Genomic DNA, 14,494 nt, shown 5'->3' with positions numbered 1-14,494 from the left:
TTACCGCCCGTGGTCAGTTCGGATATTTCAGGCGCGGCCGTGGCCGAGGATGTGCCGCTGGCGCCGTTGACCACGCTGCGCGTCGGACCGGTGGCGCGGCGGCTGATCACGTGTGACACCACCGAGAAAGTGGTCGACGTGCTGCGCGCGGTCGACGGTGACAACGTGCTCGTGCTGGCCGGCGGATCCAACGTGGTGCTCGCCGACGACCTCGTCGGATTGACCGTCGTGTATGTGGCCAACACCGAGATCACCGTCGACGGCAACGTTGTGCGCGCCGAAGCGGGCGCCTTGTGGGACGACGTCGTGGTCACGTCCTTGGCGCACGGGCTCGGCGGGCTGGAGTGCCTGTCGGGGATCCCCGGCTCGGCCGGCGCGACACCGGTGCAGAACGTCGGGGCGTATGGCGCGGAGGTCGCCGACACCATCCGGCGGGTACGGCTGTTCGACCGGCGCACCGGCGAGGACCGCTGGGTGGCCCCGGAAGCGCTTCACTTCGGTTACCGCACAAGCATTCTCAAACACTCGGCTGCGGCCATCGTGCTCGAGGTCGAATTCGAGTTGGACCGCGACGGCCTCAGCGCTCCGCTGCGCTACGGCGAACTGGCCAGGGCCCTGGACGCCGAACCCGGATCGCGCAGCGACCCGACGCGCGTGCGTGAGGAGGTGCTGGCGTTGCGGGTCAGCAAGGGCATGGTGCTCGACGAAGCCGATCACGACACGTGGAGCGTCGGCTCCTTCTTCACCAACCCGGTCGTATCGGCCGCCGAATTTGCCCGGCTAAGCGCCAGTATCGACGGGCCCGTGCCGAACTACCCGGCCGGCGACGGGGTGAAGCTCGCCGCGGCGTGGCTGGTGGAACGGGCCGGCTTCGGAAAGGGATATCCGGGCGACGGGGCGCCGGTGCGATTGTCGACAAAGCATGCCTTGGCGCTGACCAACAGGGGCGGGGCCACCACAGCCGACGTGATTTCGCTGGCCAGAACGGTTCGCGACGGTGTGAGAACCATTTTCGGGATCGAACTCACACCCGAGCCGTCGCTGATCGGGTGCTCCTTGTAGGTATCTTGGATAGGCGTGAGCCCAGCCCGCCCTTTGCCGCCTGTCAACCGGCGGCGGGCTCTGACCGCATTGGCGGTCGGCGTGGTGGCTCCGAGCACGCTGGCCGCGTGCCTTAGTAAGTCCAGCAAACAACCCGACGGGGAGGCGGCGCCGCAGGCCCCGTCGCTGACGTTCACGCCCGACAACGACCAAACCGATGTGCTGCCGACCGTGCCGGTCGGCGTTCAGGTCAGCGGCGGCTGGTTCCAGCGGGTGGCGCTGACCAACCCCGAGGGCAAGCCCGTCGCGGGCGTGCTCAACCGCGACCGCACCGCGTTCACCACGACCGAGCCGCTGGGCTACGGCACCGAATACACCTGGACCGGTTCGGTGGTCGGCCGCGACGGCAAGGCCATGCCCGTCGAGGGCGCGTTCACCACCATCAATCCTGCTGTTCAGGTCAATGGGCAGTTCCAGCTCGCAGACGGCCAGGTGGTCGGGGTGGCGGCGCCGATCATCCTGCAATTCGACGCGTCGATCAGCGACAAGGCGGCCGTCGAAAAGGCCGTCAAGGTCACCACCGAACCGCCCGTCGAGGGCAGCTGGGCGTGGCTGCCCGACGAGGTCGGCGGATCGAGGATGCACTGGCGCAGCCGCGAGTACTTCCCGGCCGGCACCAAGGTCAACGTCGACGCCCGCCTGTACGGGGTGGCGTTCGGCGACGGCGCGTACGGCGCGGCCGACTCCACGCTGCAGTTCGAGATCGGTCGTCGTCAGGTGGTCAAGGCGCATGCGCCGTCGCACCGGCTGCAGGTGCTCGACGCCGGGGGCGCCGTCATCATGGACTTCCCGTGCAGCTACGGGGAGGGCGATCTGGACCGCAACGTCACCCGCAGCGGCATCCACGTCGTCACCGAGAAGTACGAAGACTTCTACATGACCAACCCGGCCGCGGGCTACGCGAATCTGGGCGAGCGGTGGTCGGTGCGGATCTCCAACAACGGCGAGTTCATCCACGCCAACCCGGCAAGCCTTGGCGCGCAAGGCAATACCAACGTCACCAACGGCTGCATCAACCTGTCGCTCGAGAATGCCGAGCAGTACTTCCACAGCGCCATCTACGGCGACCCGGTCGAGGTCACCGGCACGCGCATCGAGCTGTCCTACGCCGACGGCGACATCTGGGACTGGGTGGTGCCGTGGGACGAATGGGTAGCAATGTCAGCGTTATCGGCGCAACCCGGGCCGTCGGAGATTCCCAGCACGGCGCCGGCCACGCCGTCGGGCGCGCCGCAGCCGGTCAACGGCCGGCCCGGCGGCTAGCGGCGGTTGAAGCGCGACGCGCTGGCCTGGTCGCGCGGGCGGATCACGATGAAGTCGAGATTGACGTGCGACGGGCGGGACGCGACGAATCCGATTACCTCGGCGACGTCCTCGGCGACCAGCGGGGTGACGCCCTCGTACACCTTGGCGGCGCGCTCCTCGTCGCCGTCGAAGCGGCGCAGCGAGAAGTCCGTCTTCACCATGCCCGGCGCAATCTCGGTGAGCCGCACCGGCTTTCCCAACAGCTCGCCGCGCAGCGTGCGATGCAGCGCGCCCTGGGCGTGTTTGGCCGAGGTGTAGCCGGCCCCGCCGTCGTACGTCTCGAACGCCGCGATCGAGGTGACCGTGACGATGAGTCCGTCTCCGGAGTCGATCAGCTTGGGCAGCAGCGCGCGGGTCACCCGCAGCGTGCCCAGCACGTTGGCCTCCCACATCCAGCGCCAGTGCTCGAGGTCGGCGTCGGCCACCGGCTCCAGACCGCGGGCCCCGCCGGCGTTGTTGACCAGCACGTCGACCCGGTCCAGTCCGGCGGTGAGCGCCGCCACGGACTCGTCCGACGTGACGTCCGCCACAATTGCGGTGCCGCCGATCTCGTCGGCAAGCGCCGTGATCCGGTCTACCCGCCGGGCCACGCAAACCACGTGAAATCCCTGGGCGGCAAGGGTTCTCGCCGTTGCCTCACCGATGCCCGCACTGGCGCCGGTGACCACGGCGACCGGCTTGTCGGCTGGCGGTGTCGTCATCTGCTCAACTTTAATTGGCGTGCTAAGTTCGCCGTGTGTTCCGGAGCTGTTGTTGTCGCTGCGCGATCCGCCGCGCCTGACCGACCCCGGATAACTTTCGCAGTCAACCGTTGAGTCGCCAGGTGTGGCCAGTCCCCGCCGACGACTTCAACGAAGGACATCCCGTGACTGCCACCCTCCTCCCATCGCACACCAAGCGGGCGTTGCTCTCCCGCCACCACATCGTCGCGCCGTCATTGCGAGTGGCCGACGCCGCGGCCGCCTCCGTCTTCGGTGCCGCCCGGATGCGCGGTCCGATCGCCCGCGACGTCATCGCCAAGGTCACCCAGCTGTCCATCGCGACGGTGAACCGGCAGGTGACCGCGCTGCTGGACGCCGGGATCCTGCGTGAGCGCGCCGACCTGGCCGTCTCCGGTGCGATCGGGCGACCCCGGGTGCCCGTCGAGGTCAACCACGAACCGTTCCTGACGCTGGGTCTGCACATCGGCGCGCGGACCACCAGCATCGTGGCCACCGATCTGTTCGGCCGCACGCTCGACGTCGTGGAGACGCCGACCCCGCGCGCGGGCCAGGCCGCTGCTCTGGCGTCGCTGGCCGACAGTGCGAGGCGATACCTGAGCCGCTGGCACCGCCGGCGCCCGCTGTGGGTCGGGGTCGCCGCGGGCGGTGTGGTCGACAGCGCCACGGGGCATCTCGACCACCCGCGGCTGGGGTGGTCGGACGCGCCGGTGGGGCCCGTGCTGGCCGAGACGCTGGGGCTGCCGGTGTCGGTGGCGTCGCACGTCGACGCGATGGCCGGGGCCGAACTGCTGCTCAGCGCGCGCCGGCCGGCTGGACCGTCGACCACCAGCCTGTACGTCTACGCCCGCGAAACCGTCGGCTACGCGCTGTCGATCGGCGGTCGGGTGCACTCGCCGGCAAGTGGGCCGGGCACCATCGCCGCGCTACCCGCGCACTCCGAATTGCTTGGCGGCACAGGGCAATTGGAGTCGACGGTCAGCGACGAGGCGGTGCTGACGGCGGCCCGCAGACAGCGTCTCGTGCCGGCCGAAGGGCCGACGTCGACGCTGGCGGCGGTGCTGACGGCGGCCCGGCGGGGCAATGGGCAGGCCCGCGCGTTGCTGGCGGAACGGGCGCGGGTGCTCGGGGAGGCGGTGGCGTTGCTGCGCGATATGCTCAACCCCGACGATCTGGTGGTCGGTGGGCAGGCGTTCACCGAATACCCGGAGGGCATGGAGGACGTGACTGCGGCATTCGCCGCCCGATCGGTACTGCCGCCGCGGGAGATTCGCGTCACGACGTTCGGCAACCGCGTGCAGGAGGCGGGCGCCGGGGTGGTGTCACTCGGCGGGCTGTACGCCGACCCGATCGGGGCGATGCGGCGCGCCCGTCGCAACTACGCCGAAATCACAGGGCGCTATTCATCCTGAAGCAGAAGCCGAAACGAGCCGTGATCGGACGTGAGTGGTCTGATGGCGCGAAAATCCTTCTCGTCCAACGTCAGGATGTCGTTGGTGAGATAGCGCTCAGCGAGTACCACGTTGACCGCGTCGGCGAGGTCTAGCCGGAGTCCCCGGTACTGTTCGATGATCTTCTGGGCTACTCGGAGGTCGTCAAGGTCAACCGCCGGGACGATTACCGCGCCTTCCTCGGCCGAGGCGAGAAGGTCGTCGAGGACGAGATCGGCGATGCGACGGTCTTTACCGAAGCGCGCTATCAACAGATGATCGATCTCATCGAGCACAAGCGGTGATATGACGGCTACCGATGTGGCGAGGAAATCTCGTGCCCGATCGTGCAATTCGGCGGCACGATCGTATGCGGCGATGAGCGCCGAGGTGTCGCCGATGAGGATGCTCACTGTCCGTAGGCTTCGCGAAGCCGCTCCTCACTGTCGGCGGCGAAACTCGGATCGCCGGAGTCGAACGATGGCCATGGGCGCCTTCGGCGGACGGTGTGCGTGCGCAGCAGCACGAGGTCGATCCCCTCTCGGATGAGATCGGCTTCCGATCGTCCAGACTGCTCCGCGGCCTCCTTGAGACGGGAAGCCTGCTCAGGTTCGAGGTACACGCTCGTTTTAGCCTTCATGAACGTAGGGTACTACGTAGGGTATCGGCTGGCACGGTGCAGAACGAATGCCCGGGCTGCAACGGTGTAGACATGAGTGTGTGCGCCTAGCGACGGACCTGCCCCGCCGCGTTGCGGTGCTATCGGTGCATACCTCGCCACTCGCCCAGCCCGGGACCGGCGACGCCGGCGGCATGAACGTCTACGTGCTGCAGAGCGCGCTGCAGATGGCGCGCCGCGGCGTCGAGGTCGAGATCTTCACCCGCGCCACTTCATCGGCGGATCCGCCGACGGTAAAGGTGGCGCCCGGCGTGCTGGTGCGCAACGTGGTGGCCGGGCCGTTCGAGGGCCTCGACAAGTACGACCTGCCCACCCAGCTGTGCGCGTTCACCGCGGGTGTGCTGCGTGCCGAGGCCACCCACGAGCCCGGCTACTACGACATCGTGCATTCGCACTACTGGCTGTCCGGACAGGTCGGCTGGCTGGCCCGCGACCGCTGGGCGGTGCCGCTGGTGCACACCGCGCACACCCTGGCCGCGGTGAAGAACGCCGCGCTGGCCGACGGTGATTCTCCCGAACCCCCGCTGCGCGCAGTCGGTGAGCAGCAGGTGGTCGACGAGGCCGATCGGTTGATCGTCAACACCGAACACGAAGCGCAGCAACTGATTTCACTGCATCACGCCGACCCGACGCGCATCGACGTCGTGCACCCGGGCGTCGACCTGGACGTGTTCACCCCCGGCGACAAGGCTGCCGCCCGGGCCGCGTTGGGACTTCCGGCCGCCACGCCGACGGTGGCGTTCGTCGGGCGCATCCAGCCGCTCAAGGCGCCCGATGTGCTGTTGCGCGCCGCGGCGAAGCTGCCCGATGTCCACGTCGTCATCGCCGGCGGTCCGTCGGGCAGCGGGCTTGCGGCGCCCGACGGGCTGGTTCGGCTCGCCGACGAACTGGGTATCGCCGACCGGGTGACTTTCCTGCCGCCGCAGTCGCGCGAACAGCTCGTCAACGTCTACCGGGCCGCCGATCTGGTCGCGGTGCCCAGCTACTCCGAGTCCTTCGGGCTGGTCGCCGTCGAGGCGCAAGCCTGCGGCACCCCGGTGGTGGCCGCTGCGGTCGGCGGGCTGCCGGTCGCGGTGCGCGACGGCGTCAGCGGGACCTTGGTCGACGGCCACGACGTCGATGACTGGGCCCAAGCCATCGATGCCCTGCTGCGACGCGGCCCCGAGACCTTCAGCCGGGCGGCCGTCGAACATGCCGCCACCTTCTCCTGGGCGCACACCGTCGATGCGCTGCTGGCCAGCTACGGGCGGGCGATCAGCGACTACCGCGCCCGCCACGACCGTCGGGACGTCACCGCACGCCGCAACGGGCGCCGGTTCTCGATACGACGGGGTGTACGGGCGTGAGCATTCAGCAGGTCATCGAGGAGACCCTGCAGAGCCAGGAGCTGACCTACTCGACGCAGGCACACGGCGGGTTGCCGGTGGTCGTCGTCGAGCTGCCCGGTGAGAAGCGGCTGAAAACCAACACCATCCTGACGATCGGTGAGCATTCGGTGCGGGTCGAGGCGTTCGTCTGCCGCAAACCCGATGAGAACCACCAGGCCGTGTACCAGTTCCTGCTCAAGCGCAACCGTCGGCTCTACGGCGTGGCCTACACGCTGGACAACATCGGCGACATCTATCTGGTTGGCCGGATGCCGTTGAATGCCGTCACGGCCGAGGAGATCGACCGGGTGCTCGGCCAGGTGCTAGAAGCCGTCGACTCGGACTTCAATACGTTGCTGGAGTTGGGTTTTCGGTCATCCATCCAGAAGGAATGGGAGTGGCGGGTGTCGCGCGGCGAGTCGCTGGCCAACCTGCGGGCGTTCCAGCACCTGATCGACGAATCGAGCTCGTGAGAAGATGCCTGCCATGGCTGACGTGGGAACGCTCGTGCTTCTCCGCCACGGCGAGAGCGAATGGAATGCGCTGAACCTGTTCACCGGCTGGGTCGACGTCGACCTGACCGACAAGGGCAGGGCCGAGGCGATCCGCAGCGGGGAATTGCTCGTCGAACACAAGCTGCTGCCCGACGTGGTCTACACGTCGCTGCTGCGGCGCGCCATCAACACCGCAAACCTGACGCTGGACGTCGCGGACCGGCACTGGATCCCGGTGCACCGCAGCTGGCGGCTCAACGAACGCCACTACGGCGCGCTGCAGGGCCTGGACAAGGCCGAGACCAAGGCCACATACGGCGAAGAACAGTTCATGGCCTGGCGGCGCAGCTACGACACCCCACCACCGCCCATCGAGCGGGGCAGCAAGTTCAGCCAGGACGCCGACCCGCGCTACGCCAACATCGGCGGCGGCCCGCTGACCGAATGCCTGGCCGACGTGGTGGACCGATTCCTGCCGTACTTCACCGACGTGATCGTGCCCGACGTGCGGCTGGGCAAGACCGTGCTGATCGCCGCGCACGGCAACTCGCTGCGGGCGCTGGTGAAATACCTCGACGGCATGTCCGACGAAGACGTCGTCGGGTTGAACATCCCGACCGGCATCCCGCTGCGCTACGACCTGGATGCCGATTTGAAGCCGATCCGGCCCGGCGGGGAGTATCTGGACCCTGAAGCGGCTGCCGCCGGCGCGGCCGCGGTGGCGGCGCAAGGGGCCGCGAAGTAGCCCTGTTCGGCAAACTGCGGGTTAACGGCAATCGAATACCTGCGCTTCAGTGTGTGACTTATCCAGTTTTCGCCGCACGCTGCTGGGATGACGTTCACCCGAAACGTACGATTTGCCCGTGAGTGTGGTATCGGCGCTGCTTTTGACGGCAGCCGTGGCCCTACTCGCCCTGGCGGTCGGCGTCGGGGTGGGGGTAGGCCTGATACCGCGCATCAGGGAGCGCAGGGAGCGCCGGGCCGCCGAGCAGGCCGGCATCACCATCTCGCAAATGCTGGAACACATCGTCTCCGCGGCCACGGTCGGCATCGTCGTGGTCGATAGCTTCCGCGACGTCGTCTATTCCAACGAGCGGGCCCGCGAGCTCGGGCTGGTCAGCGACCGGCTGCTCGACGACCGCGCGTGGCTCGCCGCCGAGCGCACCCTGGCCACCGGAGAGGACGTCGAGGTCGACCTGGCGCCGCGCAAACGCGCCAACCCCGGCCGCTCCGGATTGTCGATCCGCGGCCACTCCCGGCTGCTGACCGAGGACGACCGCCGCTTCGCGGTCGTCTACGCCGACGACCAGTCCGAGCATGCCCGGATGGAGGCGACGCGCCGCGACTTCGTCGCCAATGTCAGCCACGAGCTCAAGACCCCGGTGGGTGCGATGGGCGTGCTGTCCGAAGCGCTGCTGGCATCGGCCGAGGATCCCGACACCGTGCGCCGGTTCGCCGAGAAGATGGTCACCGAATCGAACCGGCTGGCGAATATGGTCGGCGAGCTGATCGAGCTGTCGCGGCTGCAGGGCGCCGAGCGGTTGCCCGACCTGGAAGCCGTCGACGTCGACACCGTGGTCGCCGAGGCGCTGTCGCGGTACAAGGTGGCCGCCGATAACGCGGACATCGCGATCACCACCGACGCGCCGACGGGCTACCGCGTGCTGGGCGACCAGTCGCTGTTGGTGACGGCGATTGCAAACCTGGTGTCCAACGCAATTGCATACTCGCCCAACGGATCTCCGGTGTCGATCAGCCGACGCCGGCGCGGTGACAACATCGAGATCTCGGTCACCGACCGTGGTATCGGTATCGCCCGCGAAGATCAGGAGCGGGTGTTCGAGCGGTTCTTCCGCGTCGACAAGGCCCGCTCGCGTGCCACTGGCGGCACCGGGCTCGGTCTGGCGATCGTCAAGCACGTGGCCGCCAATCACAACGGATCCATCCGGCTGTGGAGTCAGCCGGGAACGGGATCGACGTTCACCCTGTCGATTCCGGCATACCCCGACACCGAGTCGGACGAACGAGAGGACTAACTACACCCATGACCAGTGTGCTGATCGTGGAGGACGAAGAGTCGCTGGCCGATCCCTTGGCCTTCTTGCTGCGCAAAGAGGGCTTCGAGGCCACCGTGGTAGGCGATGGGCCGTCGGCCCTGGCCGAATTCGAGAGGTCCGGCGCCGACATCGTGCTGCTCGACCTGATGCTGCCCGGCATGAGCGGCACCGACGTGTGCAAGCAATTGCGTTCTCGCTCAAGCGTTCCGGTCATCATGGTGACGGCACGGGACAGTGAGATCGACAAGGTCGTCGGGCTGGAGCTCGGTGCCGACGACTACGTCACCAAGCCGTACTCGGCGCGTGAGCTGATCGCCCGCATCCGGGCCGTGCTGCGGCGCGGCGCCGACAACGACGACAACGGCATCGGCGACGGTGTGCTGGAGGCGGGCCCGGTGCGGATGGACGTCGAGCGGCACGTCGTGTCTGTGAACGGGGAGCCGATCACGTTGCCGCTCAAGGAGTTTGACCTGCTCGAGTATTTGATGCGCAACAGCGGCCGGGTGCTCACCCGCGGTCAGCTCATTGACCGGGTGTGGGGCGCGGACTACGTCGGGGACACCAAAACGCTTGACGTGCACGTGAAGCGGCTGCGGTCCAAGATCGAAGCGGACCCGGCCAACCCGGTGCACCTGGTGACGGTGCGCGGACTGGGCTACAAGCTCGAGGGGTAACTTCTTTCCGGCCAGCAGACGCAAAACTGCCCATTTCGGCGTGAAATAGTGCAGTTTCGCGTCTGCTCGCGCAGGGGAGTAGGTGCTACGCCACGGCGCTGATTGCGCGTTGGACGCGTTTCCACGATTTCCGACGATCCGGCGTGTCGGCCGCATCGCGGATGACTCCCGCGAATGACGCGTCGCGAAGGATCGCCGCATCCGCAAGGCGATCTATTCCGTCGTCGTCGAGAAGCGCTGTCAGGTCGAGCAGTTCGCCCAGGGCGTCGTCGCGGGCCGCGATGCCAAGCACGCGCGATGCGGCCTCGCCGTCGGAACCGAGCAACTCCTCGACCGCGGGGGCGGCGAGGTCAGCATCGATTCGCGTCAGGACCGACAGCATCGCCACGACGAATTCGGGAGTGCCGGCTGTGGCACCTGCGGCCATGCGTGTGAGGCGGGCAGGGCCCACGATACGAAGGATGTCGTTGAGAACGTCGGTGCGGGAAACCAATGCGCCGGTGCGGACGATCCCTTCGTCGTCATCAATGGCCTTCTCAAAGTCGATGACGAGTTCCTCGGTGGCGAACTCGATGAAGCGCGACGCGGTCAGATAATCGCGTCGGCGCAGCAACTCCTTGGCGGCGGGAATCAGCAAGTGCGCCGGCAGCTTCGGCGCGAAATGCGGGATCACCCGTGGGTCGACAAACGGCGCCGCGTCGGCGAGATATGTCGGCTTCAACCCCGACAACACACCAACGGCCCTGTCCTCGTGGGCAAGTCCCAGGGCGCCACCGGCGCGGCCGGCGACCTCGGGCGGCAGCGCTTTCTGCACGACGGCAACGACAACGGCGTTCGGGATGAGCGGAGCCAGCTTGCTCACTCGCGCGAAGCCCGCTGCCATCGAGTCGAACAGCGCATCGGACATGCTGGTGCGCAGGGCATACACACCGTCGGCGCCGAGATGCTCGAGGCTGGCAAGTGATGCGGCATCTGTCTGCAGAAGGTCGGCGAGTAGCGCGATTTGCGCGCGAGTCAACAAGTCAGCCATGCACATTCACTTTCCGAAAAGAATCTTGCGGGCGGCGGGTCGGATCAGGCGTGGCAGCGCCTTGAGTGCGTCGTCCAATGAACTGTCGAGGCTTCGCTGCTGAGCAACTTTTGCCTTGCGCAGCAGGCCGTGCAACAGGACCGACTCCTCGGGCGACAATTGGGCGAGGACGTCGCGCGGTTCCTTGAGTTCGGCCAGAAGGGGATTGCGTTGTTGGGTCATGGGTCAACTTCTACCTCTGGTGCCGTCGCTGATGAGCGCTAGGGCGGCGTCGATGTATTCGTCGTTCTGTCTGGGCTCGGTGAGGCCGTAGGCGGTCTGCATCACCGCCATGAGAATGATTCCCAAGATGGCGCGGGCGGTTTCGTCCGTTGCCAGATCTGCGCGCAGGATGCCTTGGTGCACACCGTCTTCCAGGTAGCCGGCGATGAGTGATACCCCGAGCTCGATGACTCCTTGCCAGCGGCGGGTGATCTCTTCGTCGACCGTGGTCGCCTCGAACATCAGAAATTTCGCAAGACGCGGTCGTTCGGTGAATGCCGCGTTGATACGGGCTGCGAAGGTTCGGAACTGCTGTTCGTATTCGGCGAATGTCGCGGCGTCGGTGGTGACATCTTGCAGAATCTCGGAAAGGATCTGTTCAACGCCGAAATCGATGACGGGGTCAAGGATCTCACGCTTGTTCGTGAACGCCTTATAGTAGGTGCCGAATCCGAGTCCAGCCCGGGCGGTGATGTCCGCGACGGATGTTGCGTGATAGCCCTTGTCGAGGAAGACTTCATAGGCGGCGCGGATCAACTTTTGTCGACGCGCCTCGACCTCTTCCGCCGTCGCGCGCGGCCGCCCGCGCCGTCGAGCGGGTGCGGTGTCGGAGGCCACCCGCCGAGGGTATCGGACCTCCGTCGTGGCGCTGGTGATCGTCATTTCAGCCATTTCCGCGCCATCCGTCCCAGGGACACCAGCACCGGCGGCGGCTCATTCTTGGGCGGTGCGGTGACGGCGCGTTTCGGTTGCGCCGCGATGAACGCCGCATCCATCTCCCGTTTGCCGATCGACGACGCACCACCCGGTGAGCCCAATCCGGCGAAGAAGTCGGCGTTGGCGTGTGCGTATGGCGCCCACTGGGCAGGCAGATCCTCGACGTAGTAGATCGCGTCCATCGGGCAGACCGGCTCACAGGCCCGGCAGTCAATGCACTCGTCGGGGTGGATGTACATCTTGCGCGGGCCCTCGTAGATGCAATCCACCGGGCATTCCTCGACGCACGCCTTGTCCATCACGTCCACGCACGGTTCGGCGATCACATAAGCCATCGGGCAGACCTCGCTCAGGCGTGGGCCGACTCCCGATTGCGGGCATCGGTGTCGTGCCGTTCCAGGTCGTAGCTGTGCGCCTGGTCGTGCACGAACGGGGAATGCTCGAAATCGGAGTACTTATTGCCGACACCGGGCCGGCGGACCACCAGGTGCAGGTCCTCGCGCAGCTTCGGATCCGCAAGGGGCAGATGGGGATCGGCCTCCAATGCCTGCAACATCATGCCCATGCCCTCGGGGCTGACCACCGTCAACGCCTTGCGCGTGTTGGTGCCTGACGTCGCCAGGACAGCCGCCCGTATCGCGACCTCTGCCAGTCGGATGCTGACGCGCGACGGGTGGAACCGCGCGAGCTCCAACAGGTCCGGTGTCAGGCGGCGCGCGAACGCTCGGGCAGCGACCCGCAACACGGGGCCGGCCACCGCCATCGGCCAGGCCGGGGTCATCGGGGATCGCAGCAGGAAGTCGACATCACGTACGCCGTACACGCCCAACGCCATCCGTGGCATCCAGCCAAGCGCGATATCGCGGCATTGGTCCATCGTGGTGGGGATGTTCTCGGGCGCAATGCCGACCAGCTGGGCAAACGGCCAGTTCTCCGCCACGAATTGATCTTTCTCGGTCTTGCTCAGCCCTCGTCCGAACTGGTCGTAGCAATCCGAGATGGCCACCAGGCCAAGGGCATGCGTCCACAACGCCATCTCCAGATCGGTGCCGTCGTAGCGACCGCCGGTGACCGGGTCGATGCCGTTGATGTGCGAGTGCACCCGAAAAAGGGTGCGGCCGGCGGCAATTGCCGATTCCCCGTCGCCGAACGTCGCCATCTGGAAGAACATGATGGAGCGCCGCGCCCGCGTGAGCGGGTCGTAGTGCATCACACTGTGCCCGTTCGTCGCCGCGGCGACCTTCGGGTCGAAGAGCACCTCGATCGCTCCCCGCAGGATGCCCGCCATCAGGCATAGCGGACGGTCGGTCATTCTCCAAGTGATGGTCTCCGGACCGTAGAAGCCGTTGTCCGGTCGCGGAGCAAGCCGGACCGCGTTCATCCGTTCCATGTCCTTGACCAGGTGCTGATCGGCGATCCTGCGGACTTCGGCTAGTGAGATGGCCATCTGAGAAGCTCCTTTGCTCGCGCGTTGGGGCACACTCCCCGGGTGCCCGTCTTTATCGTGACATGAATATCACGAAATGTCCATCACGAAATGTTTGCGCCAGCCCTGGACTGGCCCAAGGGGTTGGCGTCGCTCGCCGAACCTGGGGTTTGCCGCTCTGGCAAAATCGGGTGTACCGTCAAGCTGCGCGATTACCCTTCTGAGCGGCTCTGATACTCTAGTTTCACTCCGACAGACAGTGTCTTACAGAGACTTGCTGAGACAGATGACATGGCACTCAGATGGCGCAGATGAGGAACACCCATGGCAGGACGCAAAGGGCGGCGCGGCTTGCCGCCGCGCTGTCGCGCTGAGGTGCGCAGCGGAAGCGAGGCGTGGGCTGATGCCGGTGGCCGATGGTCCCGCCGCCCGCCGTGCGCGGTCAGGCGCGCTGCCCGCTATGGACAGCTCCGAATTCGAGGCGCTGGCGTGGCAGTACTGGGCGTGGACGGCACGGGCCTGCGGCGGGTCGACAGAACCTGATCCGTTGGGTGGCGGGCCGATCCCGCTTGAGTTTCAACGCTGGCTGTAGCCGTCGCGGCGGCTAGTCGTCGGCTAGTCGCAATGCCGCTCAGTTAAGTTCATGGGCCGGTTGTCAACTGGCCGTTGATGGTGAGGTCGATGGCGATCTTGTAGCTGTTGCGGTCGATGTCGCCTTTGGCCCGGTGTTTGGAGATGGCGCGTTTGACGACGCGGGACTGGTTCGGTGGCGGGGGGCCGGGAGCAGGTGATCGAGCACGGCGTGGCCGATCTTGCCGATGACGTCGATGGTGGTGTCGGCGATGACGCCGGCGGCCTGGATGACCTGGTCGCGGGCGGTGTTGAGGGCGATGCTGAAGCCTGCGCGGTCAGCGGTGGTGGTGCCGGTGGCGTCGGACATCGCGATGCGCAGCGCTTGGTAGGTGACCAGCAGGGCATAGATCTCCTGGGCGATCCCGTCGGGAGTGCGGGCGCGCAGCACCCGGCCGCCGAGGATGGTGGATTTCAGTTCCAGATAGGACGTTTCGATCTGCCACCGCTGGTGGTAGAGGGCGACCAGTTCGGTGGCGGGGTATCGCCGGTGGTCGGTGAGGGTGGTGATCAGCAGGTAGCGCTCGGTGCGACGTGGGCCGCCGGCGAGTCGCACGACGAGCTGAGCGTCGATCACGCGCACGGTCGTGGTGCCGATCTTTGA

The 14,494-nt window shown here is 66.9% G+C and carries 18 protein-coding genes; 9 read left to right on the top strand and 9 right to left on the bottom strand.

Features of this window, described 5'->3' with window-relative positions; all coding sequences use genetic code 11:
* The first annotated feature begins 9 nt into the window (after nucleotides 1–9).
* A complete protein-coding gene (locus CWS39_RS18715; RefSeq protein ID WP_102144424.1) occupies nucleotides 10–1,062 on the top strand; it encodes a UDP-N-acetylmuramate dehydrogenase in 1,053 nt (350 codons plus the stop codon).
* Nucleotides 1,063–1,077: 15 nt separating this feature from the next.
* On the top strand, nucleotides 1,078–2,364 hold the full coding sequence (locus tag CWS39_RS18710; RefSeq protein WP_102144423.1) for a L,D-transpeptidase: 1,287 nt from the start codon (nucleotides 1,078–1,080) through the stop codon (nucleotides 2,362–2,364).
* On the opposite strand, the gene CWS39_RS18705 is transcribed toward CWS39_RS18710, so the two are convergent.
* Nucleotides 2,361–3,107, bottom strand: coding sequence for an SDR family oxidoreductase (locus tag CWS39_RS18705; protein ID WP_102144422.1), 747 nt, complete (start codon nucleotides 3,105–3,107; stop codon nucleotides 2,361–2,363). The genes CWS39_RS18710 and CWS39_RS18705 overlap by 4 nt on opposite strands.
* A gap of 203 nt (nucleotides 3,108–3,310) precedes the next feature.
* On the opposite strand from CWS39_RS18705, the gene CWS39_RS18700 reads away from it, so the two are divergent.
* Nucleotides 3,311–4,537 carry an ROK family protein gene (locus CWS39_RS18700; protein ID WP_431306149.1) on the top strand — a complete coding sequence of 409 codons (1,227 nt, stop codon included), beginning with the start codon at nucleotides 3,311–3,313 and terminating at the stop codon, nucleotides 4,535–4,537.
* On the opposite strand, the gene CWS39_RS18695 is transcribed toward CWS39_RS18700, so the two are convergent.
* On the bottom strand, nucleotides 4,525–4,968 hold the full coding sequence (locus CWS39_RS18695) for a PIN domain-containing protein (RefSeq protein ID WP_233213571.1): 444 nt from the start codon (nucleotides 4,966–4,968) through the stop codon (nucleotides 4,525–4,527). The two genes, CWS39_RS18700 and CWS39_RS18695, sit on opposite strands and share 13 nt — an antisense overlap.
* Nucleotides 4,965–5,195, bottom strand: a complete 231-nt coding sequence (locus CWS39_RS18690; RefSeq protein ID WP_102144420.1) for a ribbon-helix-helix domain-containing protein — start codon at nucleotides 5,193–5,195, stop codon at nucleotides 4,965–4,967. Before CWS39_RS18690 ends, CWS39_RS18695 begins: the two co-directional genes overlap by 4 nt.
* Before the next feature lie 80 nt (nucleotides 5,196–5,275).
* On the opposite strand from CWS39_RS18690, the gene mshA reads away from it, so the two are divergent.
* The 5 genes from mshA (at nucleotide 5,276) to regX (ending at nucleotide 9,826) form a co-directional block, all read left to right on the top strand.
* Nucleotides 5,276–6,580, top strand: coding sequence for a D-inositol-3-phosphate glycosyltransferase (gene mshA / locus CWS39_RS18685; protein WP_102144419.1), 1,305 nt, complete (start codon nucleotides 5,276–5,278; stop codon nucleotides 6,578–6,580).
* Nucleotides 6,577–7,074: a type III secretion system chaperone family protein gene (locus tag CWS39_RS18680; protein WP_102144418.1), complete on the top strand. Its 498-nt coding sequence runs from the start codon at nucleotides 6,577–6,579 to the stop codon at nucleotides 7,072–7,074. The genes mshA and CWS39_RS18680 overlap by 4 nt, the downstream gene beginning before the upstream one ends.
* Before the next feature lie 13 nt (nucleotides 7,075–7,087).
* Complete coding sequence (locus CWS39_RS18675) at nucleotides 7,088–7,840, top strand: phosphoglyceromutase (RefSeq protein ID WP_102144417.1); 753 nt, start codon at nucleotides 7,088–7,090, stop codon at nucleotides 7,838–7,840.
* 118 nt (nucleotides 7,841–7,958) lie between these two features.
* Nucleotides 7,959–9,131 (top strand): sensor histidine kinase, encoded by a 1,173-nt coding sequence (locus tag CWS39_RS18670; RefSeq protein WP_102144416.1) that lies wholly within the window; start codon nucleotides 7,959–7,961, stop codon nucleotides 9,129–9,131.
* Nucleotides 9,132–9,139: 8 nt separating this feature from the next.
* On the top strand, nucleotides 9,140–9,826 hold the full coding sequence (gene regX / locus CWS39_RS18665; RefSeq protein ID WP_102144415.1) for a two-component sensory transduction protein RegX: 687 nt from the start codon (nucleotides 9,140–9,142) through the stop codon (nucleotides 9,824–9,826).
* Between the two features lie 85 nt (nucleotides 9,827–9,911).
* On the opposite strand, the gene CWS39_RS18660 is transcribed toward regX, so the two are convergent.
* From CWS39_RS18660 to CWS39_RS18640, 5 genes are read right to left on the bottom strand one after another with little or no spacing between them, the layout of a single operon-like run.
* The gene (locus CWS39_RS18660; RefSeq protein ID WP_142386887.1) at nucleotides 9,912–10,856 is read right to left on the bottom strand and encodes a hypothetical protein; all 945 of its coding nucleotides are present in this window, start codon (nucleotides 10,854–10,856) and stop codon (nucleotides 9,912–9,914) included.
* A gap of 6 nt (nucleotides 10,857–10,862) precedes the next feature.
* On the bottom strand, nucleotides 10,863–11,078 hold the full coding sequence (locus tag CWS39_RS18655) for a hypothetical protein (protein ID WP_102144413.1): 216 nt from the start codon (nucleotides 11,076–11,078) through the stop codon (nucleotides 10,863–10,865).
* 3 nt (nucleotides 11,079–11,081) lie between these two features.
* Nucleotides 11,082–11,735, bottom strand: a complete 654-nt coding sequence (locus tag CWS39_RS18650; protein ID WP_158240375.1) for a TetR/AcrR family transcriptional regulator — start codon at nucleotides 11,733–11,735, stop codon at nucleotides 11,082–11,084.
* 41 nt (nucleotides 11,736–11,776) lie between these two features.
* Entirely contained in the window at nucleotides 11,777–12,169 is a 393-nt protein-coding gene (gene fdxA / locus CWS39_RS18645) for a ferredoxin (RefSeq protein ID WP_102144458.1), read from the bottom strand.
* A gap of 14 nt (nucleotides 12,170–12,183) precedes the next feature.
* Nucleotides 12,184–13,281, bottom strand: coding sequence for an oxygenase MpaB family protein (locus CWS39_RS18640; RefSeq protein WP_102144411.1), 1,098 nt, complete (start codon nucleotides 13,279–13,281; stop codon nucleotides 12,184–12,186).
* A gap of 382 nt (nucleotides 13,282–13,663) precedes the next feature.
* Between CWS39_RS18640 and CWS39_RS18635 the strand changes: the two genes are divergently transcribed.
* The gene (locus CWS39_RS18635; RefSeq protein ID WP_102144410.1) at nucleotides 13,664–13,852 is read left to right on the top strand and encodes a hypothetical protein; all 189 of its coding nucleotides are present in this window, start codon (nucleotides 13,664–13,666) and stop codon (nucleotides 13,850–13,852) included.
* Nucleotides 13,853–13,915: 63 nt separating this feature from the next.
* Here the strand turns inward: CWS39_RS18635 and CWS39_RS29660 are convergent, their stop codons facing one another.
* Nucleotides 13,916–14,446, bottom strand: coding sequence for a transposase (locus CWS39_RS29660; protein ID WP_431306148.1), 531 nt, complete (start codon nucleotides 14,444–14,446; stop codon nucleotides 13,916–13,918).
* Nucleotides 14,447–14,494 lie beyond the last annotated feature (48 nt).

Origin of the sequence: Mycobacterium hubeiense (assembly GCF_002838065.1) — a bacterium.
GTDB classification, from domain to species: Bacteria; Actinomycetota; Actinomycetes; order Mycobacteriales; family Mycobacteriaceae; genus Mycobacterium; species Mycobacterium hubeiense.
The sequence above is the reverse complement of the archived record's forward strand: the minus strand, read 5'-3'. Positions and strand labels throughout refer to the sequence as shown.